The organism is Micromonospora sp. NPDC049101 (assembly GCF_040648675.1).
Classification (GTDB): domain Bacteria; phylum Actinomycetota; class Actinomycetes; order Mycobacteriales; family Micromonosporaceae; genus Micromonospora.
In genome coordinates, this window is sequence record NZ_JBEZED010000011.1 from 232,755 (window position 1) to 257,065 (window position 24,311).

The following is a 24,311-nucleotide window of genomic DNA, read 5'->3' on the forward strand; positions in this document are numbered from 1 at the left end:
GTGCCGGGCAACCCCACCGCGGGACGACACTCCGTACCAACGATCGCGCCCATTTCCTGTCGGGTGCCCGATCGCCTCACTCCCGTTTTACGCCCTGCCCGCCAAGCTGTGTTTCACACCGGCGCCACTGGGCCGGAGACACGGCACAGACGTGGAAACGGGGAGACAGAGATGGTCCTGCAGATGATGGAACACCGGGCGCGACTGGCCACCACGACCGACACCGACGGGACCTCCGAGGTCCTCGCCGACCTGGACGCCACCGACGAGCGTGGCATCTCGACCGACCTGGTCCGGGCGTATCTCAACGGGATCGGCCGGACGAAGTTGCTGACCGCCGCGCAGGAGGTCGATCTGGCCCGCCGGATCGAGGCCGGCCTGTTCGCGGACGAGAAGCTGGCCACCTGCACCCCGGTCTCCGAGGAGCTGCGGGCCGACCTGGAGATCGTCGTCGCGGAGGGCCGGGCGGCCAAGGACCATCTGTTGGAGGCGAACCTGCGGCTGGTGGTCAGCATCGCCAAGCGCTACACCGGGCGCGGCATGGCGTTCCTCGACCTGATCCAGGAGGGCAACCTCGGTCTGATCCGCGCGGTGGAGAAGTTCGACTACGCCAAGGGTTACAAGTTCTCCACGTACGCGACCTGGTGGATCCGGCAGGCGATCACCCGGGCGATGGCCGACCAGGCGCGCACCATCCGCATTCCGGTGCACATGGTCGAGCAGGTCAACCGGATGGTGCGGGCCCGTCGGGAGTTGGCGGTGACGCTGGGCCGCGAGCCGACGGTCGCCGAGGTCGCCCGCGCCCTGGAGATCCCCGAGATCCAGGTCATCGAGCTGATCTCCTACGACCGGGAGCCGGTCAGCCTGGACCAGGCCGTCGGCGACGACGGCGAGAGCGCGCTCGGCGACTTCGTGGCCTCGGTGGACCCGCGCACCGAACCGGGCGACTCCGCCGCCCAGGGCGAGCTGCGCAACGAGGTCAGCATCGTGCTGGCCACCCTGTCCCAGCGGGAGCAGGCGGTCATCCGGCTCCGGTTCGGTCTGGACGACGGCCGGCAGCGCACGTTGGATGAGGTCGGGCGCGAGTTCGGCCTGTCCCGGGAGCGGATCCGGCAGATCGAGAAGGTGACGCTGCTGAAGCTGCGCGCCCCGGAACGCGCGCAGCGCCTGGAGGCGTACGCCTGCTGACGCCCACGCTCGTGGAAGGCCCTGGCGGTTCGCCGGGGCCTTCCACGCTGTCCGGGTGCTTGACCGGCGCCACCCGTCCACGGTAAAACCACATGGTTATAAAACCAGGAGGTTATACGTGGGGGACACCGAGCTGCTGGACGCGACCTTCGCGGCGCTGGCCGACCCGACCCGGCGGGCCATCCTCGCCCGGCTCGCGGCCGGGGAGGCGACCGTGACGGAGCTGGCAGAGCCATTCGCGATGAGCCAGCCGGCCATCTCCAAGCACCTCCGGGTGCTGGAACGCGCCGGCCTCGTCAGCCGGCGGCGGGACGCCCAGCGACGACCCTGCCGGTTGGAGGCCCGCCCGCTGCGGGAGGCGACGGCCTGGCTCGCCGACTACCGCGACTACTGGGCGGAAAGCTATCAGCGCCTCGACGCGCTGCTCGACGAACTCCGGGCCGTCGACCAGACCGACGCCGACCGCCGACGCTCCCGACCGGACGGGCCGCGCGGGTGAGCGGCGCCGACGACCCGCTCGTCGTCCACACCCCGGGTGCTCGGAAGATCGTGATGAGCCGGCTGTTCGAGGCACCGGCGCGGCTGGTGTTCGCCGCCTTCACCCAACCCGAGCTGCTCGTCCGGTGGTACGGCGCGCGCGGCTGGAGCCTGGTGGAGTGCGACGTCGACCTGCGGGTCGGCGGCCGGTGGCGGTTCGTGTCGCAGGGCCCGGAGGGCGCCCGGATGGTCCAGGCTGGGGTCTACCGGCACATCGAGCCAGCGCGCTGGCTGGTCTGCACCGAGCTCTTCGAGGACCAGTCCTACCCGGGCGAGACGCTGGTCAGCCACGAGTTCACCGAACTGGCCGGCCGGACGACAGTCACCACCACGTTGCGCTACGCCACCGCCCAGGGGCGGGACACCGTGCTGCGCTACCCGATGACCCGGGGGGTCGGGCAGAGCTTCACCCGGCTCGCCGACCTGCTGCGTTCGCCAATGACGACACGAGGAGAGCAACAGTGAACTGGACCCTGGAAGTGGTGATCGTTCCGGTCTCCGATGTGGAGCGGGCGAAAAAGTTCTACGCCGACCAGCTCGGCTTCACCGTCGATCACGACACGGTGATCAGCGACGACGCGCGGATCGTGCAGCTGACCCCGCCCGGCTCCGGTTGCTCGATCGTGATCGGCAAGGGCGTCGTCCCGGAGATGCCGCCGGGCTCGCTCCGGGGCCTGCAACTGGTGGTGCCCGACCTGAAGCGGGCCCACGCCGAGCTGGTCGAGCGGGGTGTGGAGGTCAGTGAGATCCAGGTGGTGGGACAGAACCCGCGGCCGGTGCCGGACCCACTCGACAACGTCGGCTTCGTCTTCTTCGCCGACCCGGACGGCAACACCTGGGGCGTCCAACAGATCTCCAGCCGGCCCTGACCAGGCACCGTCAGAGGCGGCGGGGGCCAGTGTCCGGGCGGGCGGCCTCGCCGCCCGCCCGGACCTGCGCATGCAGGACCGCGATGCCGTCCGGACGGGCGAGCACCGGGTTCAGGGTCAGCGACCGCACGCGGGGCTGCTCGTCGGCAAGCCGCCCCACCCGCAGCAACAGGTCGGCCAGGGCGGTCCGGTCGACCGGCGCGGCACCCCGGTGCCCGCGCAGCAGCGGCGCCGCCCTGGGCTCGTCGACCAACTCGGCCGCGTCGGTGTCGGTCAGCGGCACCGCCCGCCAGGCCCGGTCGCCGAGCAGCTCGGTGGCGACCCCGCCGAGACCGAAGCCGACCACCGGCCCGAACGCCGGATCCTCCACCAGCTCCACCACACACGCCACCCCGGGCGCGACCATCGGCTGGACCAGCGCGTCCGCGCCGAAGGCCGCCGCCACCTCGGTGTACGCCCGACGGAGGGTCGGCTCGTCGGGCAGGTCGAGCCGGACCGCGCCGAGGTCGAGCCGGTGCCGCAGCCCCGGAGCGGCGGCCTTGAGCGCCACCGGATAGCCCAGCAGCGCCGCCGCGTCGACCGCCGAGTCCGCCGAGTCGACGGGCAGCGACGCCACCACGTCGATCCCGTACGCGGCCAGCAGCGCCCCCGCGTCGGTGGCCTCGGTGCGGAACGCGGCAGACGCGGCGACCCGGTCGACGCCCGGCACCTCGGGTGCTACCCCGGGTGGGCGGCGGAGCCACTGCGCGTACCGGTGCACCCGGGCGAGGGCCCGGACCGCCTCCTCCACCCCGGCGTACGCGGGCACCCCCGGCGGCAGCCGCCCGACCAGGAACGTCGCCACCGTCGGTTTGCCCAGCGCGAGGGCCGCCGGAAGCGCGGCTGTCACGGCGGCGTCCACCTCGGTCAGTTGGCCCGGCAGCGGCGGAGCGAAGACCACCACCAGGGCATCCACCCGCTCGTCGCCGGCCGTCTGTTCGAGAGCGGCGGCGAACTCGGCCGCACCGGCGCTCGGCCCGACGTCGCGGGGATAGCCCTCGGCCACGGTGAGGCCCTGCCCCACGCAGGCGGTGGCGGCCAGCCCGGTGAGGGCCGACGAGTTGCCCACCACACCGACCCGGCCACCGGCCGGCAACGGCTGGTTGGCCAGCAGCACACCCACGTCGAGCAACTCCGGCACGGTGTCCACCCGGATCACCCCGGACTGGGCGAAGAGCGCCGCCACCGCCACCTCGTCCGGACCGGCGGTGTCACCCACCCCGACCGGGCGGGCCGGCGAGGCGAGCGCGACGACAGGTTTGGCGCGACCGATCCGCCGGGCCAGCCGGGCGAACTTGCGCGGGTTACCGAACGTCTCCAGGTACAACATGATCACGTCGGTGCCCGGGTCGTCCTGCCAGTATTGCAGCAGGTCGTTGCCGGAGACGTCGGCCCGGTTGCCGGCCGAGACGAAACTGGACAGGCCGAGGCCACGCCGGTCCGCCTCGGCGAGCAGCGCCACCCCGAACGCACCGGACTGACTGAAGATGCCGACCCGGCCGGCCGGCGGCAGGGCCGGGGCGAGGGTGGCGTTGAGGCGTACCGTCGGGTCGGTGTTGGCCACGCCCAGGCAGTTCGGGCCGACGACCCGCATGCCGGCGGCGTGCGCCGCGCGGACCAGCGCCCGCTGCGTGGCCGCGCCCTCGGCGCCGGCCTCGGCGAAGCCGGCCGAGATGACCACCAGACCGTGCACCCCGGCGGCCGCGGCGTCGGCGACCACCGCGGTCGCCGCCTCCGGGGGGACCGCCACCACCGCCAGGTCCAGTGGCGTCCCGGCGTCGACCGCCGAGGGGTACGCGGGCAGGCCCGCCACCGTCGACGCGCTCGGATGCACCGGCACGACCGCCCCGGTGAAACCGCCGTCGCGGAGGTGCCCGAGCACCGCCGCGCCGACGCCCTGGCCGGTGGCGCTGGCACCGTAGACGACGATGCCGCGTGGGGCGAGCAGCCGGGCGATCGAACGGGCCTCGGTGCGGTGCTCGCGCCCGCGCTGCACCTCCAGCGTGGCCTCGGTGGGCGCGATCGGGAAGCTCAGGTGCACCACGCCGTCGGCGTACTCGCGCTGGACCTGGTAACCGAAGTCGGCGAAGACCCGCAGCATCGTCCCGTTGACCGGGAGCACCTCGGCGACGAAACTCATGATGTCGTTACGGCGGGCGGTGTCGGCCAAGTGCTCCATCAGCACCGAACCAATGCCCCGGCCCTGGTAGGCGTCCTCCACCACGAAGGCCACCTCGGCGTCCGGCGCCTGCGGGCCGAGCCGCTCGTAGCGGCCGACCGCGACGATCCGATCGGCGGCGAGCACCACGAACGCCTCCCGGTCGTGGTGGTCGACGGTGACGAACCGGATCAGGTCCCGTTCCGGGATGCGCGGGTACGCGGAGAAATACCGCAGGTAGCGGGTGCGCTCGGAGAACCTGCTGTGCATCGCCACGATGCCCGGCGCGTCGGTCGGCTCGATCTGTCGCAACTGGACGGTGCTGCCGTCGCTGAGCAGCACGTCCACCGGCTGGTCCACTGTCGTCACCGGCGCGTCCCTCCCCCGCCCGGCTCAGTCCCGCGGATCGTGCGGGTCGAGCCCGAGCAGCGGAAAGACCGCCTTGCGGGTCGCCGCGATGGCCCGGTCCACGGCGGTCGGCTCGCCGGTCGGCTGCCACGGCTCGTACGACGGGTCCGCGTCGTCGGTCATCCGCAGCGGCACCTCCCGGCCCAGACGGCGGGAGACGACCAGGTCCCGCCAGCCCGGCGGGGTGAGCGTGGCCGGGTCGACCGGGTCACCGGTGGCCACGGCCAGCAGGTGGGTCCAGGCCCGGGGCACCACCTCGACAAGCGCGTACCCGCCGCCGCCGGTGGCCACCCACCGGCCGTCGCACAGCTCGTCGGCGAGTGCCCGCATGGCCAGGTAGGTGGCCCGCTGCCCGTCCACCGTCAGGTTGAGATCGGCGAGCGGATCCAGGCGGTGCCCGTCGGCGCCGCACTGGGTGACGAGCACCTGCGGCCGGAACGCGCGCAGCACCGACGGCACGATCGCGTGGAACGCCCGCTGCCAACCGATGTCGTCGACACCCGGCGGCAGCGGCATGTTGACCACGCTGCCCTGCGCGCCCGGCCCACCCGTCTCGTCCGGAAAACCGGTGTACGGGAAGAGGGCGAGCGGAGTCTCGTGCAGGCTGACCGTGAGCACCCGGGGGTCGTCCCAGAAGACCTCCTGGACGCCGTCGCCGTGGTGCACGTCGACGTCCACGTACGCGATCCGTTCCGCGCCCAGGTCGAGCAGGCGGGCGATGGCCACCGCGGGGTCGTTGTAGACACAGAACCCGGCGGCGCGGGCGGGCATCGCGTGGTGCAGGCCACCGGCCACGTTCACCGCTCGCCGGGCGTCGCCACGCCAGACCGCCTCGGCGGCGGCCACCGTCGCGCCGGTGATCAGCGCGCTGGCCTCGTGCATCCCGTCGAAGATCGGGTTGTCGGACGTGCCCAGCCCGTACCCGGCGAAGAGCGGGTCACGGGGCGCGGCCCGCACCGCGGCCAGGTAGGCCGGGTGGTGCACCCGGGTGAGCAGGGCGTCGTCGGCGAGCTCCGGCTTGACCAGCCGCACCCCGGGCCGATCCAGGACGCCCAGCTCGCGGGCCAGCGCGACGGTCAGCTCCACCCGGACCGGGTCGAGCGGATGGTCACCCATGTCGTAGGCGAGCAGCGACTCGTCCCACACCACCACCGTGTCGTCGGACATGCGCCCATCGTCGCACGAGGACCGTCACCGACCCACCGCACGCGCTGGTCAGCGCCCAGATGTCGGCCCGGAGGCGATCGGACGCGTCGGGTCGGCCACCCAGTTGCTCCAGGAACCGACGTAGAGCGCGGCGTCCGTGCGGCCGGCCAGGTGCAGCGCGAGCACCGCCTGCGCGGCGGTCACCCCGGAGCCGCAGTACGCCCCGACGGCCCGCGCGCCGGTCACCCCGGCGGCGGCGAACCGCTCACTCAGCGCGTCGGCGGCCAGGAAGCGCCCGTCCGGGCCGACGTACTCGCCGGCGGGCAGGTTCGCCGCTCCCGGCACGTGTCCGGCGACCGGGTCGATCGGCTCGACCTCGCCCCGGTAGCGGGGTGCCGCCCGCACGTCGAGCAACACCGCGTCGTCCGCGGCGGCCAACTCGGCGGCCTGCCCCGCGTCGAGCACCGGAAGATCACCGGGACGTACCTCGACGTCGCCGGGAGTCGGGGCGGGCGCGTCGGTGGAGACGGGTCGGTCGGCGGCGACCCAGGCCGGGTAGCCACCGTGCAGCAGGCGCACCGGTCGGTGCCCCGCCCACCGCAGCGTCCACCAGGCTCGCGCCGCGGCCAGGCCGTCGCCGCCGTCGTACACCACCACGGGGTGACCGGCGCGGACGCCGGCGGCCCGCAGCGCGGCCTGTAGGGCCTCCGGGTCGGGAAGGGGGTGTCGACCGCCGGCCCCCGGCGGCCCGCAGAGCGCGGTGTCCAGGTCGACGAAGACCGCGCCGGGCAGGTGGCCGGCGAGATAGTCGTCGCGACCGGGCGGGCCGACGAGCCGCCAGCGGACGTCGAGCAGGGTGGGCGGATCGGCGTGGTCGAGCTCGGCGGCGAGCCGGTCGACCTCGACCAACGGCTCCTGGGTACCGGACATGACGACCATCCAACACCATTCGTGCCGCCGGCTCACGGCTCGGCGGCGGTCGCTGGCCCTTCCCCGAGGTAGCATCGTGCACCGGAGGGCCGCTGACGTTATGAAGTCTCACGACCTGGTCGATACGACCGAAATGTACCTGCGCACCATCCTCGAGTTGGAAGAGGAAGGGGTGCCACCGCTGCGTGCCCGAATTGCCGAACGGCTGCAGCAGAGTGGCCCGACGGTGAGCCAGACCGTCGCCCGGATGGAGCGCGACGGCCTGCTCACCGTCGAGGGCGACCGGCACCTGACACTCACCGCACAGGGCCGCGGCACTGCCGTGTCGGTGATGCGCAAGCACCGCCTCGCCGAGCTGCTGCTGGTCAACGTCATCGGGATGCCCTACGAGGAGGCCCACGAGGAGGCCTGCCGCTGGGAGCACGTGATGAGCGACGCGGTGGAGAAGCGGGTGTACGACCTGCTCAACCGGCCGACCCGCTCCCCGTACGGCAACCCGATCCCGGGTCTACAGGAGCTGGGCTCATCGGCCGAGGAGGCCACCGAGGCCGCCGAGGGTGAGCGCAACCTGGCCTTCCCCGGCCTCTCCGGGCCGGTCGTGGTCCGCCGGATCTGCGAGAGCGTGCAGAAGGACGCCAACGTGCTGCGTCAACTGCACGCCGCCGGTGTCGACCCGGGTGCCACGGTGACCGTGGCGCAGGAGCGTGACGGGGTGTCGATCGACCGGTCGGGCGACCGGGTGCGGCTGCCCCGCGAGGTCGCCTCCCGGGTCTTCGTCGCCGCCAACTGACCAACCGGCCGCCCGGGCGCGTCACAGCGCCCGGGTGTCCACCTTCTTGGCCAGTGCGGCCAGGTCACCGGTCAGCTTCTCCGCCGCCGCGCGCTCGCTGCCACGCGCACCGGTCCAGCTCAACGTGGCCAGCCGCCCGTCGGTGGCCAGCCAGCCCACCTCGGCGACCGGTCCGTGCCCGCTCGCCGCGGCGGTGGTCCGCCGGTACGCCTGCTGCCCCAGCCCGGTGATCTTCGCCGCCTTGTCCGGCACCACGTCCGCCGCGAAGGTGGCCTTGTCGATAGTGGTCTCGGACACACTCAGCGTCAGCTCCGGCAGCGCCGCACCCCCGGCCCGGAGCACACACGCGTGCGTGTCGCCCTGTTCGCTGGCCGCCGCGACGTCGAAGCGCGTCTTCACCACCTGCTCGGTCACCGCGAAGTCCAGCAGCCGGCAGGCGCCGCCCGAGGAGGCCGCCGCCACCTCCACCACGATCGGCACCGGCGGCGGCACCGCCACCGGCTCGGCCTCGGCGGCGCAGCCGCTCACCAGCAGCCCCGCCAGCCCTCCGACCACGATCCGCCCGCGCACGCTCCACCCTCTCGCCGACCGACGGCGGAAGGCGCCCGCCGGATGTCCGTCGGACACCGTACGGGGTGGCGGTGTCGGGCGGAAGCCCTCCGCTGACACCTATTCCGGCGGTGGATCGTCCACGTACGGGCAGTGCCGGCAGCCGCGCCCGCAGCAGGTGCCGCGCTTGGCCAGGAACCCGGCGCTGAGCACGAACAACCCGCTCGCCGGGTCGAGGTAACCGGCCTCGTCGGCGGCCAGCGCGGCGGCGTGCGCGGCGAGGATCCCGGCCCGGTCGGGGTGCGCGGGCGACAGCCGGGACGGGTGCGGCTCAGTCAGCGGCCGACCCGCCAGGGGACGTCGCTCCCCGGTCACCAGCAGCAGTCCTTCGCGGTCACGCGCAGGAGTCTAGAGGCGACCCGCCGACCGTACCCATGCTGTTTTCGTCGTAGGGTCCGACGATGCTCGGGATCGATCGTTGTGCCGAGCACGGAGGAGACGCGATGCGAAAGATCGTTGTGCACATGAGCCTGTCGTTGGACGGGTTCTTCGAGGGCCCGGGTGGCGACATCGGTTGGCACCAGGTCGACGAGGAGCTGCACCAGCACTTCAACGACGTGATCGCGCCGATGGGTGGGTTCCTCAACGGCCGGGTGAGCTACGAGCTGATGGCCGACTTCTGGCCGACCGCCGACCAGGACCCGACGAGCAGTGCCCCGGTGCGTGAGTTCGCCGGCATCTGGCGGCGCATACCGAAGATCGTCTACTCCCGCACGCTCGACCATGCCGACTGGAACGCCACGGTGGTGCGGGAGGTGGACCCGGAGGAGGTACGACGACTCAAGGCCGAGCCCGGCGGTGACCTGGGGCTCGGCGGGGCCGACCTGGCCGCGACGTTCGCCCGGCACGACCTGATCGACGAGTACCGGATCTACGTCCACCCGGTGTTGCTCGGTCGGGGTCGCCGGCTCTTTCCCGACGCCGACGCCCCGACCGGGCTGCGGCTCACGGAGAGCCGCGCCTTCGGCAACGGTGTGGTCCTGCTCCGCCACGAACGGGTTCGCTGACGTCTGTCGCTTGAGTCTCCAGCGGGGGGAGACACGAGGGTGGGGGCATGAGTGGTGCAACGCGGTACATGATCGGCGAGCTGGCCCGGCGCACCGGCCTGAGCGTCAAGACCATCCGGTACTACGCGGACAGCGGGATCGTGCCACCGACGGACCGGAGCCCGACCGGCTATCGCCTCTTCGACGCCGCGGCGGTTGCCCGGCTGGAGCTGGTCCGGACGCTGCGTGACCTGGGCGTGGACCTGGCCGCCATCCGACGGGTGGTGAATCACGAGGTGCCCCTGCACGAGGTGACCGCCGCGCACGCCGAGGCGTTGGCGGTGCAGATCCGGGTGCTGCGGCTACGCCAGGCGGTGCTCACCGTCGCGGCGAGGCGCGGGTCGGGCCCGGCCGAGGTCGACGAGCTGCACCGGTTGGCCCAGCTCGGCACACGCCAGCGGGGGCAGTTGGTGGCCGACTTCCTGGCCAGCGTCTTCGCCGGCCTCGGCGACCAGCCCGCGTACCCGGGTGTGCTCGTCTCGATGACACCGGAGCTTCCCGACGACCCCACCACCGAGCAGGTCGAGGCGTGGCTGGAGCTGGCCGAGGTGTGCCGGGACCCCGACTTCCGGGCACGGATGCGGCGGCTGGCGCGGCAACACGCCGCCGACCACGACGTCCCGGGGCTGCCCCGCCCGGACGCCGTCGCGGTGGTCCGGGACGCGGTGGCTCCCGCTCTCGCGGCCGGCGTCGACCCGGCCAGCCCGGCCGCCGATCCGGTGGTCGCGGCAGTCACCAGCCGGTACGCGAGCCTGCACGGCCACTCCGACAACGCCGACCTGCGTCGGCGGTTGCTCGACCGGCTGGTGCCGGCCAACGATCCTCGCCGGGACCGCTACCTCGACCTGTTGGCGGTGCTCAACGGCTGGTCGACCGGCGATGCGACAGCGCCGGCGGTGGACTGGTTCATCCGGGCCCTGCACGCCCGGATGCCCGAACCGGTTCACTGAGCCGGCTGGGCTGGGCGGGCGGCTGGGCTGGGCGGTTTCAGCCGAACCAGGTCATCGCCTGGCCGTGGCCCCTGGCCCAGGCCAGCGGCTTCCCGTCGAGCGCGAGGACGTTGTGCAGCGCGTCGTTCGGCGGCTCGGGCAACGTGTCGTACCCGAGCACCTCCGGTGCCTCGTTCGCGATCCAGTGCCCCGGCAGCTCACGGACCAGCCGGACGAACGCGTTCCGGCGCGGCGACGGCACCTGGTAGAGCACCGAGTTGTGGAAGACCACGAGCGTCGCGTCGGCCGGCGCGCGAGCGGCCAGCGCCGGCAGGTCGTCCACCAGATCGCCGCGCACCAGCAGCGGAGGGTCGGCCGCGGCGACCCCCGCCGCGGCCCGCAACCGGGCCCGCCGGTGCGCGTGCTCCGGCCAGATCAGGGCGTCCAACCAGGACACGTCGCCGGGGTCGGTCACGTCGAGCGGGTTGAGGTCCAGGCCAGCCCGCCACACCACCCGGGGTACGCGGCTCGGCGGCACCAACCCGTCGGCCGCGCACTCGAGAACCGGCGCACCCGAGCCCACCTGATGATCGCCGTAGCGGTACGCGTACCGGTCGGGGTAGAGGCAGAGCCCGGCCGAAGCACCGACCTCCAACAGGGCCAGCGGCTGCGGCAGCGCGGCGAGCAGCGGCAGCAGGACCGCGCACCGGCCCGCCTCGTTCGTCTGGGTGGCCCGGGTGCGCAGCTCCGCCTCGACGGCGGGCCAATGCGTCACCACGTAGTCGTGGAAGGTGGCCGGGTCGTCGACCGGGCCGCCGAGCCAGCGCACCACGCCGAACAGCAGATTCGGCTGCCGCTTGGCCGGCGGGAGCCCGTCGAGCAGGGCGAGCAGGGCGTCGTCGTGGGCGACGGCGTGCGCCAGACGCTCGTACGTGGGCGACACCCCACGCGCCTCCCGGCTGCCGAACTCCACGTACTCCTGAGCGGTCGTCATGCCCTCATCGTCGCAGCCGTTCCCCGGCCGTTCAGCCCTCGTGCCCGTGCGCCGTCTCACCCGCGGGGTCGACAGTCGTGGACCCAAATGCGCCAGGTAGCCCGTCTAAGGAGTAGGGGCGGCCGGATCCGACTGGGGGGCGAGTGAAGCGAGATGAAGAATTCTCCACGTACGCGAGCAAGCGTTGGCCTGCTCTCGTGCGCGCCGCTGTTCTTCTCGGTTGCACCATGCCGGACGCGGAGGACCTGGCCCAGACGGCCCTCATGCGTTGCTACGTGTCCTGGCTCAAGGTGACGAAAGCGGATGATCGGGATGCCTACGTGTACCGGATCCTGGTGAACTCCCATCGCGACAGCCGTCGACGGCGATGGTGGGGCGAGATACCCGCGTCCGCCGTGCCCGAACGAGCGGAGGCCGACGCCACCACCCGGGTGGACGCGGCCGACGCGGTGAGCCGTGCGCTTGCCGGCCTGAGCCGGGCGAATCGTGAGGTTGTCGTTCTCCGGTACTACGCGCAGCTGAGCGATCAGCAGATCGCCGAAGCCCTCCACATCGCCCGCGGCACGGTGAAGAGCCGCCTGTCCCGCGCCCTGGCGCAGCTGTCCGCCGATGCCAACATGTCCGACCTGCGCGGAGGGAGTCACGTATGAACGACGAGGAAGCCGGCCGAATGCTCGAACGACTCGCGGGCCGTGTGCCGGTCGGGCCTGCGCCGGTGGACCAACTGCTCCGCGCGGGCAGATCGGCGCAGCGCAGGAGGCGGCAGGTCGCGCTCTTCGGTGCTGCCGCAGCGACAGCCCTCGCGCTTGGCGGCGGCGTTGTCGCCATGGACTCCGTCGGTGCGGGACCTCGGGGCGGAAACGACACTGCCGACGGGCGGCGCCCGACGACCCCGTCCGGCTCGGCGGCGACCCCGTCCGGCTCGGCGGCGACCCCGTCCGGCTCGGCGGCGACCCCGTCCGGCTCGGCGGCGACCCCGTCCGGCTCGGCGGCGACCGACGGGGACAGTCCGACGCAGGACCGGTCCGGGCCACTGCCGGAGCGTGGCGCGGCGAGTTGTGTGGAGAGACCCACCCCGGGGGCCATCGCCAATCGGGCGTTCGCGTTCGACGGTGTCGTGGCCACCATCGGACCAGCCCACACCAACCGTCCGGGCGTCGACAGGCTGGACCTGGTGGGAGTCACCTTCACCGTCGGCGAGTGGTTCTCCGGTGGTACGGCGTCGCGCGTCACCGTGGACATGTTTCCGCCCGTGCCGGGGACGCACGACCCCACGGCGGAGACCTTCAGTTCGTACGCGATCGGATCGCGGTTGCTCGTCAGCGGTGGGCCTCGGCAGCCTCGTCCCGGCGGATCTCCGTTCGACGACGCCATCGCCTGGGGTTGTGGGTTCACCCGCTACTACGACCAGTCGACGGCTCAGTCCTGGCGGCGGGCGGTGACGGCACCGAATGTCCCGAGACCCACCTCGACGCGGGCTGGCAGCACATCGGTGCGTTGACAGCACACCGCACGCCGGGCCGGCAGGACGGGCTGGCCCGCCCGGTGCGAGTGGCCCGGCCCCGCGGTGGCGCTGCGGGTCAGGTGGGCAGCCGCCCTGGTGATGGGGCATGATCGAAGCACCGGCGACTGGCGGCACGGGGATGGTGCAACCATCGGGGAGCCTCTCGCGGGCGTCGACCGCCTGGGCGCCTGCGTCGAGGACCCGTCATGACCACGACCAGCCAGTCCGCGCAACACCACGCCCCGTCCGGCCCGGCCCGGCTGCTGCCGGGGGCACCCGTCGCCGAAGCCGTCCTGGCCGAGACCGCCGCGGCAGCCGCCCGCCTGCGCGACCGCGGAATCACACCCAGCCTCGCCACCATCCTCGTCGGCGACGACGACGCCAGCGCCGGTTACATCGCCATCAAGCAGCGGCAGGCGGCCGAGCTCGGGTTCGCCTCCCCGCACGTGCACCTGCCCGCCACCGCCACCCAGGCCGAGCTGCACCAGGCCATTGCCCGGTTCAACACCGATCCGGCCGTGCACGGGTTGCTCGTGCAGTACCCCGTGCCAGGTCATCTGGACTACGACGCGGCACTGCAGACAATCGACCCGGACAAGGACGTCGACGGCATGCACCCGCTGAACATGGGACGTCTCGCCGTCGGCCTGCCCGGCCCGCTGCCGTGCACCCCCGCCGGCATCGAAGCCCTCCTGGCGTACTACGAGATCCCCGTCGCCGGTCGTGAGGTCGTCATCCTCGGCCGGGGTGCCACCCTCGGCCGCCCCCTGGCGATGCTGCTCGCCCAGAAACGCCCGACCGCCAACGCCGCAGTCACCGTCGTCCACACCGGCGTGCCGGACTGGGCCCGCTACACCCGCCGCGCCGACATCCTCGTCGCCGCCGCCGGCGTACCCGGGATCGTGCGGCCCGAGCACGTGAAGCCCGGCGCGGTCGTCATCGGCGCCGGCGTCCGCTACGACGGGCGGCGCCTCCTGCCGGATGTCGACGAGGCGTGCGCCGAGGTCGCCGGTGCCATCACGCCCCGGGTCGGCGGGGTCGGTCCGACCACCGTGGCGATGCTGTTCCGCAACGCCGTGCGCGCCGCCGAGCGAGCAAGCCGGTAGCCCTCCGGGCGCAAACCGCAGGGCGAGCGTGCTGACGCTGAGTCATCTTGATGACTCAGCGGCATCACGACTGACGGCAAGCACCCCCCGTGAACGCGGCCCGGCCCCTCGCATCGAGGGGCCGGGCCGCGTTCGTTGGTGCTATTCAGCGCCCGTCGGTGGGCTCGCCGTCAGCTGCAGCCGCTGGTGGAGCCGCAGCCCTCGCAGACGTAGCAGCTACCGGCGGGGCGCATCTTCGTACCGCAGGTGAAGCAGAGCGGTGCGTCGGCGGCCTTGCCGATCACGGCCTCCAGCAGCTCGGTGCTGGAGCCCACGCTCGGAGCCGGCTTGGCGGCGGCCACGTCGGCCATCTCCTGGGCCGGCTGGGCCACGGCCTCGGTCTTGGCCGGGGCCTCCACCGGCGCCGAGGACGCCATCGCGGTGAGGTCCGCGCCGGTGACGGCCGCGGCTTCCGCGTCGGCCTCGGCCCGCAGCTGGGCGGCCCGCTCGGACGCGGTGAAGATGCCCAGCTCGGCGCGGCGCTCGTAGGGCAGGAAGTCCAGTGCCAGGCGACGGAAGATGTAGTCCATCACCGAGGCGGCCATCCGCACGTCCGGGTCGTCGGTCATACCGGCCGGCTCGAAGCGCATGTTGGTGAACTTGCTGACGAACGTCTCCAGCGGCACGCCGTACTGCAGGCCGATGCTGATGGCCACCGAGAAGGCGTCCATCACGCCGGCCAGGGTCGAGCCCTGCTTGGACATCTTCAGGAAGACCTCGCCGAGGCCGTCGTCCGGGTAGGACGACGCGGTGAGGTAACCCTCGGCGCCACCGACGGAGAAGCTGACCGTCTCGGACGGGCGCTTCTTCGGCAGGCGCTTGCGCACCGGCCGGTACTCGATGACCTTCTCCACCGCGACCGGCGCGGCCGGTGCGGTCTCGACGGCGGCCGGCTCGGTGGCCTTGTTGGACTTGGCCACCGAGAGCGGCTGGCCGACCTTGCAGTTGTCCCGGTAGATCGCCAGCGCCTTGAGGCCGAGCTTCCAGCCCTCGAAGTAGATCTTCTCGACGTCCTCGACGGTGGCCGCCTCCGGCATGTTGACCGTCTTGGAGATGGCGCCGGAGACGAACGGCTGGATGGCCGCCATCATCCGCACGTGACCCATCGGGGCGATCGTCCGCTCGCCCATGGCGCAGTCGAAGACCGGGTAGTGCTCCGGCTTGAGGCCGGGGGCGTCCACCACGTGGCCGTGGTCGGCGATGTGCTCGATGATCGCCTCGACCTGCTCCTCGGGGTAGCCGAGGCTGCGCAGGGCGCGCGGCACCGTCTGGTTGACGATCTGCATCGAGCCGCCGCCGACCAGCTTCTTGAACTTGACGAGCGCCAGGTCCGGCTCCACGCCGGTCGTGTCGCAGTCCATCATGAAGCCGATCGTGCCGGTCGGGGCGAGGACGCTGGCCTGCGCGTTGCGCCAGCCGAACTTGTCGCCGATCTTGTTGCCCTGGGTCCACTGCTTGGTCGCCTCGCGGACGATCGCGGTGGCCACCGGGCTGGTCGGCTTGATCTCGTCGTTCGCGGCGGCGTGCTTGCGCATGACCCGCTTGTGCGGCTCGGCGTTGCGGGCGTAACCGTCGTACGGGCCGACGACGCCGGCCAGCTCGGCCGAGCGGCGGTACGCGGTGCCGGTCATCAGCGACGTGATCGACGCGGCGACCGAACGGCCCTGCTCCGAGTCGTACGGCAGGCCGGTGGCCATCAGCAGGGCGCCGAGGTTGGCGTAGCCGATGCCGAGCTGCCGGTAGGCGCGGGAGGTCTCACCGATCTTGTCGGTGGGGAAGTCCGCGAAGCAGATCGAGATGTCCATCGCGGTGATGACGAACTCGACGGACTTGACGAACTTTTCCACCTCGAAGCCACCGTCGGCGCGGAGGAACTTCATCAGGTTGAGCGAGGCCAGGTTGCACGAGGAGTTGTCCAGGTGCAGGTATTCCGAGCACGGGTTCGACGCGGTGATCCGCCCGGTCTCCGGGCAGGTGTGCCAGTCGTTGATCGTGTCGTCGTACTGCAGGCCGGGGTCGGCGCACTCCCAGGCGGCCTGAGAGATGGTGCGGAACAGCTTCTTGGCGTCGACGGTGTCGATCACCGAGCCGTCCAGCCGGCCGCGCAGGTCGAAGCCGCCGCCATTTTCCACCGCCGACATGAACTCGTCGGAGACCCGGACCGAGTTGTTGGCGTTCTGGTACTGCACGCTGACGATGTCGGAGCCGCCGAGGTCCATGTCGAACCCGGCGTCGCGCAGCGCGCGGATCTTGTGCTCCTCGCGCGCCTTGGTGACCACGAACTCCTCGATGTCCGGGTGGTCCACGTCGAGGATGACCATCTTGGCCGCGCGACGGGTCGCACCGCCGGACTTGATGGTGCCGGCCGAGGCGTCCGCGCCGCGCATGAAGCTGACCGGGCCGGAGGCGGTGCCGCCGGAGGAGAGCAGCTCACGCGACGAGCGGATCCGCGACAGGTTGACCCCGGAGCCGGAGCCGCCCTTGAAGATCAGCCCCTCCTCCTTGTACCAGTCGAGGATCGAGTCCATCGAGTCGTCCACGGCCAGGATGAAGCAGGCGCTGACCTGCTGCGGCGACGGCGTGCCGACGTTGAACCAGACCGGCGAGTTGAAGCTGAACACCTGGTGCAGCAGCATCCAGGTCAGCTCGTGGGCGAAGACCTCGGCGTCGGCGGGGCTGGCGAAGTAGCCGTACTCCTCGCCCGCCGTGCGATAGGTGGTGACCACCCGGTCGATCAGCTGCTTGAGCGACCACTCCCGCTCCGGGGTCCCCACCGCGCCCCGGAAGTACTTCGTGGTGACGATGTTGGCCGCGTTGACGCTCCACGACTCCGGGAACTCGACCCCCCGCTGCTCGAAGTTGATCGAGCCGTCCCGCCAGTTCGTCATCACGACGTCGCGGCGCTCCCAGCTGACCTCGTCGTACGGGTGGACCCCCTCGGTCGTCCACACCCGCTCGATCTTCAGCCCCGCGCCTGCCTTGCTCCGTGCACGGCTAGTTGTCACGCCGTCGCCCCCCTCGTCTGCGCGGTCACCCACCGCGCGTCCCAATCTCTGGAAATTTGTGCAGATTCAGTTGGTCGGGCCGGCGGCCTCGACCGCGTCGGCCCGGCCCTGCCCCCGGGCGCGCGCCGCGCTTCGCAACGTCTCGATCTCGCGCTCGAAGTCGGCGAGCGAGTCGAAGGAGCGGTAGACGCTGGCGAACCGCAGGTAGGCGATCTCGTCCAGGTCGCGCAGCGGGCCCAGGATCGCCAGGCCCACGTCGTGGCTGGGGATCTCGGCGGCCCCCTTGGCCCGGACCGTCTCCTCCACCCGCTGCGCGAGCAGCGCGAGGGAGTCGTCGTCCACCGGCCGGCCCTGGCACGCCTTGCGCACCCCGCCGATGATCTTCGTACGACTGAACGGCTCGGTCACCCCGCTGCGCTTGACGACCGCGAGGACCGCCTCCTCGACGGTGGTGAACCGCTTGCCGCACTCCGGGCAGGACCGCCGCCGTCGGATGAGCTGGCCGTCGTCGGCCTCCCGCGAGTCGACCACCCGGGAGTCAGCGTGCCGGCAGTACGGACACCGCATCGCGGACCCCCTAATCGTGATCAACCATGTCGTACCGGACGCACCCGGACACGACCCACCACGGCGGTGCCATGCGTTCATGGCGCCCGCCGTGATCAACGTTACGAGAGTGCGGTCGGTAGTCGGACCCAACCTGTGGGCAACTTACGCCCGTGTCACTACTACATCTAGGGGTCGACCGTATGTCGCCGGGGAAGCCGGGTCAAGTTGGTGGGCGTGTCCGGCGCGTCACGGACCATCCGGTCATCCCCACCCGCCAGCCCGTCCGAAGACCCAACGCCGAGACCCCGCCCGGGTTACCGACCCGGCCGGCCAGAACAGGCCGGAAAACGGTCGACCATCGAACACCAGTGCTATCCGACGTACCATTTATCAGAACATCTGTACGACCGGAGCGGTTTTTCACCCCGACACGCCGGTGAGAGGTCGTACAGATGTTTGAAAATGACCGATCTCACCTATACGGTCATGAACAACGTGGCACCACCGCACGCACCACGAGCCGACGAGGCACCCAGCGCCGACCAGGGAGGACGGACGTGACCGAGGACCGGGCCAGCCGGCCGAAGAGCCCGCAGCAGATCACCGAGGCGGGCCCCCCGGCCACCCGACGCCGCAGCGCCGCGCGCAGCCGGACGGGTCAACCCGCCGTGCGCCCGGTCACCCCGGTCGTCAGCGCCTTCCCCGACCCGGCAACTGTCGACCTGACCGCCCGCCAGCGCCGCATCCTGGAGTTCATCCGCACCTGGGTGGACCGGCACGGCTACCCGCCGAGTGTGCGGGAGATCGGCGAGGCGGTCGGCCTGGTGTCGCCGTCCAGCGTCGCCTACCAGCTCAAGGAGCTGGAAAAGAAGGGCTTCCTGCGCCGCGACCCCAACCGGCCGCGCGCGGTGGACGTCCGCGCCCCCAGCGAGGCCATCGACGACGAGCTGTCCCGGGCACAACGACCGACCCCGGCGTACGTGCCGATGCTCGGTCGGATCGCCGCCGGTGGGCCGATCCTCGCCGAGCAGGCCGTGGAGGACATCTTCCCGCTCCCCCGCGAGTTGGTGGGCGAGGGCGAGGTCTTCATGCTCCAGGTCAAGGGCGACTCGATGCTCGACGCGGCGATCTGCGACGGCGACTGGGTGGTCGTCCGGCAACAGCCGACCGCCGACTCGGGCGAGATCGTGGCCGCGATGCTCGACGGCGAGGCGACGGTCAAGACCTACCGGCGGCGCGACGGGCACGTCTGGCTGATGCCACAAAACCCGGCCTTCGACCCGATCCCCGGTGACGACGCCACCATCATGGGCCGCGTCGTGGCGGTGCTGCGCCGCATCTGACCGATCGGCGGGTGAGTGCCCACGGGCGCTCACCCGCGCGGGTCGTCAGGGGCGGCTGAGCGCTCGTCAGTAACGGTCGCCCCGAGGGCCGCGACCGCCCCCGGGATGTTGCCCGTACGGGTCGACGGGCCCATCGTCGTCACGACGACGGCCAGGCCGCTGACCCCGGTAGTCGGGCTCCTGCCCACCACGTCGGGGCGGCTCCGCACGACCGGTGCCGGGTCCGCCGCCGTCACCGCCGTACACGCCGCTGCCCGGACGACCGCCACCGCCCTGCGGACGGCCACCGGCCCCCTGCGGGCGCCCGCCGCCAGCACCCTGGGGGCGACCGCCACCGCTTGCCGGCGGACGACCGCCGCCACCGACCGGAGGGCGACCGCCGCCACCCGCCGGGGGGCGACCGCCGCCGTACGTACCTGTTCCGCCGCCGTCCGGTCGTGCCGCACCGTAGCCGCCGTCGGCCACCGCCGGTCGGCCACCGCCATACACGGCACCACCCGCCGGAGCCGGGCCACCGCGATCCACACCACCGCGACCCGGGCCACCACGACCCGCGCCACCGCTGTAGGCCGCACCACCCGCCGGCGCGCCGCCACCGTAGACGCCGCCCGTACGGTCACCGCCGGCTGGAGAACCGCCGACGGCACGGCCCGTGCGCGGACCGAACGGCTCGCCATCCGGATCCGACGTCGCGTCGGTGGCCGGCGGCCGGCGACGGGCCCGGACGATGCCGATGATGCCGGCAGCGACCAGCAGCAGGCCGATCACCCCGACCGCGCCGACCAGGTAGGTGATGTCGTCGAAGTCCAGCCCGGCGGTCCAGGATTTCGAGGCCGCCTGCTTGGCGTCCCCCGCCCCCGCCGCGAGTGGCACCGTGGTCGAGGTGGACGGGGTGTAGCTGAGGATGTCGACCGGCTCGTCGTCGGTGAACCGGAACCCATCCGAGACGGTCAGGAAGGCCTTGCCGTCCGAGGTGTAGCTGATGGCCTCGCCGAACGGGTCGGACAGCGCCGTCACCCGCGGCTTGCCGGTGGTGAGCGCACCGACGATGTCACCACCGCTCACGTCGTACTCGAAGGCGTCCGCGTAGGTGCGCAGGACCACCCGGGAGCCGTCCGGCGACCGGGCCGCGCCGGTGATGGCGATCCGGCCGAACGTGTTGAGCGGATTTTCCGTCTGCGTCTTCGGCAGCGCGATTTCGCCGGCCTTGCGCATCGGCACCGGCTCGGCGTCGCCGTTGCGCAGCGCCGCCGTCGGCGTGTAGATCTCGGCCTTGCCGCTGGTGACCTTCGTGATGATCAGCGGTTTGCCGTCGTCGCCGATGAGCAACGCCTCGGCGTCGTGCGGCTTGCCCTCCGGGTAGGAGACCCGGTGCAGCGTCGGCTGCCTCGCACCGGTGACCGGCATCGACCAGAGCGCGACGCGCGTGCGGCGCTCCTTCGAGTCGGCGTTGTCACCGGTGTCGGCGATCCACAGGGTGTTGCCGTCCTTGGAGAGCGCGAGATCCTCGGTGTCGACCGGGCCCTGCCCCGAATACCGGACCGGCTCCTTCGAGACCTTGCACTTGGTGTCGAGGAAGAAGATCCGCTCGCGTGCCACGATCTCGGTGCTGTCGTTGATGACGACGTAGCCACTCTTGGTGGCGACCAGGCCGGACAGCTCCCGCAGCCGCTCGTCGGCGATCGTGCACCGCTTCTGACCGGGAGTGGCGGCCTGCTGCTCGGACGACCCGGGGGCGGGAGCCGCCGCGGCGACTCCGGCGAGCGCCACGGTTGCCCCGAGCAGGCCGAGGGCAACCGTGACCGAGGAAACAACGCGGCGCATTCGGCCAGTGTCGCATGCCACGCGTTTCCGGCGGATAACACCGTAGCCGCTCAGGAGCGGCTGCCGGCCGCCTGACCCTGTCGCTCGACGGCGAACGGCGCCAACTCCGCGGCGAGTTCCGCCGGGACGCGGAGATGCAGCAGGGTGCCCTCCGGCAGGTGCGCCGTGCTGAGCACCTCACCCGTGCGATGCGCACGGGCGACCAGGTCACCGCGGTCGTACGGCAACACGGCCCGAACCTCCACGGCCGGGCGCGGCAGCCGTTCCTCGAGCGCCGCACGCAGCCCGTCGATGCCCCGCCCGGAGTGCGCGGAGACGAAGATCGCGTCCGGCCAGAGCCGCTTGAGCCGCAGCAGCGTGTCCTCGTCGGCCGCGTCGGTCTTGTTGACCACCAGCAACTCGGGAAGCCGCTCCGCGCTCACCTCGGCGAGCACCGCGTGCACCGCCCGGACCTGCTCCTCCGGATCCGGGTGGGTGCCGTCGACGACGTGCACCACCAGATCCGCCTCGGCGACCTCCTCGAGCGTCGAACGGAACGCCTCGACGATCTGGTGCGGCAGGTGCCGGACGAAACCGACGGTGTCGGAGAGGGTGTAGAGCCGGCCGTCCGAGGTGGTCGCCTTACGGGTGGTCGGGTCCAGTGTCGCGAACAGCGCGTTCTCCACCAGCACACCGGCACCGGTCAACCGGTTGAGCAGGCTGGACTTGCCGGCGTTGGTGTAGCCGGCGATGGCCACGGCGGGTACGGAATTGCGGGTGCGTCGGGCGCGCTTCGTCACGCGTACCGTGCGCATGCTCTTGATCTCACGGCGCAGCCGGGAGATGCGGTGGCGGATCCGCCGCCGGTCGGTCTCCAGCTTGGTCTCACCGGGACCACGCACACCCACACCGCCGCCGGCGCCGCCACCACGGCCGGAACCACCGGTCTGCCGGGAGAGCGTCTCACCCCAACCCCGCAGCCGAGGCAGCAGGTATTCGAGTTGGGCCAGCTCGACCTGGGCCTTACCTTCCTTGCTCTTGGCGTGCTGGGCGAAGATGTCGAGGATCAGCGCGGTGCGGTCGACGACCTTGACCTTGGTGCGCTGCTCCAGGTTGCGCAGCTGCGACGGGGACAACTCACCGTCGCAGATGACCGTGTCGGCGCCGCTGGAGAGCACCACCGCGCCGAGGTCGTCGACCTTGCCGCGGCCGATGTACGTGGCCGGGTCGGGTCGGCTGCGGCGCTGGATCAGCCCTTCGAGCACCTGCGAGCCGGCGGTCTCGGCCAGCGCGGCGAGCTCGGCCAGCGAATTTTCCGCGTCGGCCACCGTGCCCTCGGTCCAGACGCCCACCAGGACGACCCGCTCCAGCCGCAGCTGGCGGTATTCCACCTCGGTGACGTCGGTGAGCTCGGTCGACAGGCCCGGGACGCGTCGGAGGGACTGTCGCTCCGACAGATCCATCTCGCCGGTGGTGACGTCGTCGAGCTCGTCCTCGACGGGGACAAAGCTCTCCTGGTCTCGCAAGCGGTTCTCCTGTCCGTTTTGATAAGTGGAACGTAATCCTGACATGACGCAACGCCGAACGCACCTGCTATATGCCCATGGTCAGGGTCGCCAAAAGTGGGGGCGAATGCTGGTCGGCCGCGACAACCCGGTAGAAATGCGGGCGGCGGCCGACCGGCCGCACAGCCGTGACGGAGGGATCCCGTGGCCATCACCCGACTGCCGAGCGCCGGATTTTCGATCACCATCCGGATCGCCGTGACCGCGGACGCGTCCTCGATCGGCCGGCTCACCACCTCCGTCGGCGAGGCCGGCGCGATCGTCACGGCGTTGGACGTGGTGGACTCCGACCCGACGAACGTGATCGTCGACCTGACCTGCGACACCGCCGACGCCGGCCACGCCGACCAGGTCGTCGACGCGCTGACCGCGCTGGACGGCGTGGACGTGCGGAAGGTGTCCGACCGAACGTTCCTGCTGCACCTGGGCGGCAAGATCGAGGTGACGTCGAAGGTCGCGCTGCGCAACCGCGACGAGCTGTCCCGGGCGTACACCCCGGGGGTGGCCCGGGTCTGCATGGCGATCGCGGAGAACCCGGCGGACGCCCGGCGACTGACCATCAAGCGCAACACCGTCGCGGTGGTCAGCGACGGTTCGGCGGTGCTCGGCCTGGGCAACCTGGGCCCGGCCGCCTCGCTGCCGGTGATGGAGGGCAAGGCGGCGCTGTTCAAGCGCTTCGGTGGGGTGGATGCCTGGCCGGTGGTGCTGGACACCCAGGACACCGACGAGATCGTGCAGATCGTGAAGGCGATCGCGCCGGCGTACGGCGGGATCAACCTGGAGGACATCGCCGCGCCGCGCTGCTTCGAGATCGAGGCCCGGCTGCGCGAGGCGCTGGACATCCCGGTGTTCCACGACGACCAGCACGGCACCGCGATCTGCGTGCTGGCCGCGCTGACCAACGCGCTGCGGGTGGTCGGCAAGCAGCTCGAGGACGTCCGGGTGGTCGTCTCCGGGGCCGGCGCGGCGGGCACCGCGATCATGAAACTGCTGCTGCGCCAGGGCGTCGGCGACATCATCGCGTACGACCGGCAGGGCGCCCTGCACCGCGGGCTGACCGGGCTCAACTCGGCGTGGCAGTGGCTGGCGGACAACACCAACAAGGAGAACTACTCGGGCGACCTGCCGGGTGCGATCCGGGGTGCCGACGTGTTCATCGGCGTGAGCGCGCCGAACCTGCTCACCGGTGACGACATCGCCCAGATGGCCAAGGACTCGATCGTCTTCGCGCTGGCCAACCCGGATCCGGAGGTCGACCCGCGGGAGGCGCGCAAGCACGCCGCCGTGGTCGCCACCGGCCGCTCGGACCAGCCGAACCAGATCAACAACGTGCTCGCCTTCCCCGGCGTGTTCCGCGGCATGCTGGACGCGCACGCCGAGGAGTTCACCGAGGAGATGGCGATCGCGGCCGCCCGGGCCATCGCCGACGTGGTCGGCGAAGACAAGATCAACCCGACGGTGATCGTGCCGAGCGTCTTCGACTCCCGGGTCGCCCCGGCCGTCGCCGCCGCCGTCCGCGCCGCCGCGCACAACCCGAGCCCGCTCCCGGCCGCCGACCCCGGCCCCGCCGACCTCCCGGAGATCGCAGCAAACGCCAGCGCCACCCCGTAACCCCCACCCCTACCCCCCCCCTTTTCGTTGATCATGAGGTTATAGCCGCGACACGCCGGGTGGTTTCTAGGCTTCAGTGCAACTGATCTTGGTTGTGGTGGAGGTGCTGGTGGCGAGGCCGGGTGTGGTGACGTTCGGGCATC

General features: G+C 72.0%; 22 protein-coding genes. 12 read left to right on the top strand and 10 right to left on the bottom strand.

The window, feature by feature from the left end; all coding sequences use genetic code 11:
* Nucleotides 1-171 precede the first annotated feature (171 nt).
* From sigB to AB0B57_RS17860, 4 genes are all read left to right on the top strand, one after another.
* A complete protein-coding gene (gene sigB, locus AB0B57_RS17845) occupies nt 172-1,188 on the top strand; it encodes an RNA polymerase sigma factor SigB (RefSeq protein WP_357070333.1) in 1,017 nt (338 codons plus the stop codon).
* A 118-nt stretch (nt 1,189-1,306) separates the two neighbouring features.
* Nucleotides 1,307-1,687 carry a metalloregulator ArsR/SmtB family transcription factor gene (locus tag AB0B57_RS17850; protein ID WP_357070335.1) on the top strand — a complete coding sequence of 127 codons (381 nt, stop codon included), beginning with the start codon at nt 1,307-1,309 and terminating at the stop codon, nt 1,685-1,687.
* 53 nt (nt 1,688-1,740) lie between these two features.
* Nucleotides 1,741-2,190, top strand: a complete 450-nt coding sequence (locus AB0B57_RS17855; RefSeq protein ID WP_357070337.1) for an SRPBCC domain-containing protein — start codon at nt 1,741-1,743, stop codon at nt 2,188-2,190.
* Nucleotides 2,187-2,594, top strand: a complete 408-nt coding sequence (locus tag AB0B57_RS17860) for a VOC family protein (protein ID WP_357070340.1) — start codon at nt 2,187-2,189, stop codon at nt 2,592-2,594. The genes AB0B57_RS17855 and AB0B57_RS17860 overlap by 4 nt, the downstream gene beginning before the upstream one ends.
* A 10-nt stretch (nt 2,595-2,604) precedes the next feature.
* On the opposite strand, the gene AB0B57_RS17865 is transcribed toward AB0B57_RS17860, so the two are convergent.
* The 3 genes from AB0B57_RS17865 to AB0B57_RS17875 are packed head-to-tail and all read right to left on the bottom strand — an operon-like array spanning nt 2,605 to nt 7,275.
* Nucleotides 2,605-5,160 carry a GNAT family N-acetyltransferase gene (locus tag AB0B57_RS17865; protein WP_357070342.1) on the bottom strand — a complete coding sequence of 852 codons (2,556 nt, stop codon included), beginning with the start codon at nt 5,158-5,160 and terminating at the stop codon, nt 2,605-2,607.
* A gap of 24 nt (nt 5,161-5,184) precedes the next feature.
* Nucleotides 5,185-6,366: an acetoin utilization protein AcuC gene (locus tag AB0B57_RS17870; RefSeq protein ID WP_357070344.1), complete on the bottom strand. Its 1,182-nt coding sequence runs from the start codon at nt 6,364-6,366 to the stop codon at nt 5,185-5,187.
* A gap of 48 nt (nt 6,367-6,414) precedes the next feature.
* The gene (locus AB0B57_RS17875; RefSeq protein WP_357070346.1) at nt 6,415-7,275 is read right to left on the bottom strand and encodes a sulfurtransferase; all 861 of its coding nucleotides are present in this window, start codon (nt 7,273-7,275) and stop codon (nt 6,415-6,417) included.
* A 100-nt stretch (nt 7,276-7,375) separates the two neighbouring features.
* Here AB0B57_RS17875 and AB0B57_RS17880 point away from each other — a divergent pair, with 100 nt between their 5' ends.
* A complete protein-coding gene (locus AB0B57_RS17880; protein WP_357070348.1) occupies nt 7,376-8,065 on the top strand; it encodes a metal-dependent transcriptional regulator in 690 nt (229 codons plus the stop codon).
* Nucleotides 8,066-8,086: 21 nt separating this feature from the next.
* Here AB0B57_RS17880 and AB0B57_RS17885 read toward each other — a convergent pair whose 3' ends face one another.
* Both AB0B57_RS17885 and AB0B57_RS17890 read right to left on the bottom strand, forming a co-directional pair.
* The gene (locus AB0B57_RS17885) at nt 8,087-8,635 is read right to left on the bottom strand and encodes a hypothetical protein (protein ID WP_357070350.1); all 549 of its coding nucleotides are present in this window, start codon (nt 8,633-8,635) and stop codon (nt 8,087-8,089) included.
* A 99-nt stretch (nt 8,636-8,734) separates the two neighbouring features.
* Entirely contained in the window at nt 8,735-8,989 is a 255-nt protein-coding gene (locus AB0B57_RS17890) for a DUF5522 domain-containing protein (protein WP_357070352.1), read from the bottom strand.
* Between the two features lie 128 nt (nt 8,990-9,117).
* Between AB0B57_RS17890 and AB0B57_RS17895 the strand changes: the two genes are divergently transcribed.
* Nucleotides 9,118-9,681, top strand: coding sequence for a dihydrofolate reductase family protein (locus AB0B57_RS17895; protein ID WP_357070354.1), 564 nt, complete (start codon nt 9,118-9,120; stop codon nt 9,679-9,681).
* 47 nt (nt 9,682-9,728) lie between these two features.
* Nucleotides 9,729-10,670 carry a MerR family transcriptional regulator gene (locus tag AB0B57_RS17900; RefSeq protein WP_357070356.1) on the top strand — a complete coding sequence of 314 codons (942 nt, stop codon included), beginning with the start codon at nt 9,729-9,731 and terminating at the stop codon, nt 10,668-10,670.
* 37 nt (nt 10,671-10,707) lie between these two features.
* Here AB0B57_RS17900 and AB0B57_RS17905 read toward each other — a convergent pair whose 3' ends face one another.
* Nucleotides 10,708-11,643, bottom strand: coding sequence for a DUF2332 domain-containing protein (locus AB0B57_RS17905; RefSeq protein WP_357070358.1), 936 nt, complete (start codon nt 11,641-11,643; stop codon nt 10,708-10,710).
* A gap of 143 nt (nt 11,644-11,786) precedes the next feature.
* On the opposite strand from AB0B57_RS17905, the gene AB0B57_RS17910 reads away from it, so the two are divergent.
* The 3 genes from AB0B57_RS17910 (at nt 11,787) to AB0B57_RS17920 (ending at nt 14,253) form a co-directional block, all read left to right on the top strand.
* Nucleotides 11,787-12,293: a SigE family RNA polymerase sigma factor gene (locus AB0B57_RS17910; protein WP_357070360.1), complete on the top strand. Its 507-nt coding sequence runs from the start codon at nt 11,787-11,789 to the stop codon at nt 12,291-12,293.
* Nucleotides 12,290-13,144: a hypothetical protein gene (locus AB0B57_RS17915; protein WP_357070362.1), complete on the top strand. Its 855-nt coding sequence runs from the start codon at nt 12,290-12,292 to the stop codon at nt 13,142-13,144. Before AB0B57_RS17910 ends, AB0B57_RS17915 begins: the two co-directional genes overlap by 4 nt.
* A gap of 209 nt (nt 13,145-13,353) precedes the next feature.
* Nucleotides 13,354-14,253, top strand: a complete 900-nt coding sequence (locus AB0B57_RS17920) for a bifunctional 5,10-methylenetetrahydrofolate dehydrogenase/5,10-methenyltetrahydrofolate cyclohydrolase (RefSeq protein ID WP_357070364.1) — start codon at nt 13,354-13,356, stop codon at nt 14,251-14,253.
* Between the two features lie 170 nt (nt 14,254-14,423).
* Here AB0B57_RS17920 and AB0B57_RS17925 read toward each other — a convergent pair whose 3' ends face one another.
* Entirely contained in the window at nt 14,424-17,330 is a 2,907-nt protein-coding gene (locus AB0B57_RS17925; protein ID WP_357070366.1) for a vitamin B12-dependent ribonucleotide reductase, read from the bottom strand.
* A 33-nt stretch (nt 17,331-17,363) separates the two neighbouring features.
* Nucleotides 17,364-17,864, bottom strand: coding sequence for a transcriptional regulator NrdR (gene nrdR, locus AB0B57_RS17930; RefSeq protein WP_357070368.1), 501 nt, complete (start codon nt 17,862-17,864; stop codon nt 17,364-17,366).
* Nucleotides 17,865-18,403: 539 nt separating this feature from the next.
* Between nrdR and lexA the strand changes: the two genes are divergently transcribed.
* On the top strand, nt 18,404-19,189 hold the full coding sequence (lexA, locus tag AB0B57_RS17935) for a transcriptional repressor LexA (protein WP_355064023.1): 786 nt from the start codon (nt 18,404-18,406) through the stop codon (nt 19,187-19,189).
* A gap of 66 nt (nt 19,190-19,255) precedes the next feature.
* On the opposite strand, the gene AB0B57_RS17940 is transcribed toward lexA, so the two are convergent.
* Together AB0B57_RS17940 and hflX are read right to left on the bottom strand one after the other, a co-directional pair.
* Complete coding sequence (locus tag AB0B57_RS17940) at nt 19,256-21,013, bottom strand: hypothetical protein (RefSeq protein ID WP_357070371.1); 1,758 nt, start codon at nt 21,011-21,013, stop codon at nt 19,256-19,258.
* A gap of 50 nt (nt 21,014-21,063) precedes the next feature.
* Nucleotides 21,064-22,518 carry a GTPase HflX gene (gene hflX, locus AB0B57_RS17945; RefSeq protein ID WP_357070373.1) on the bottom strand — a complete coding sequence of 485 codons (1,455 nt, stop codon included), beginning with the start codon at nt 22,516-22,518 and terminating at the stop codon, nt 21,064-21,066.
* A gap of 183 nt (nt 22,519-22,701) precedes the next feature.
* Here hflX and AB0B57_RS17950 point away from each other — a divergent pair, with 183 nt between their 5' ends.
* Entirely contained in the window at nt 22,702-24,168 is a 1,467-nt protein-coding gene (locus tag AB0B57_RS17950; RefSeq protein ID WP_357070375.1) for an NAD-dependent malic enzyme, read from the top strand.
* The last annotated feature ends 143 nt before the right edge of the window (nt 24,169-24,311 follow it).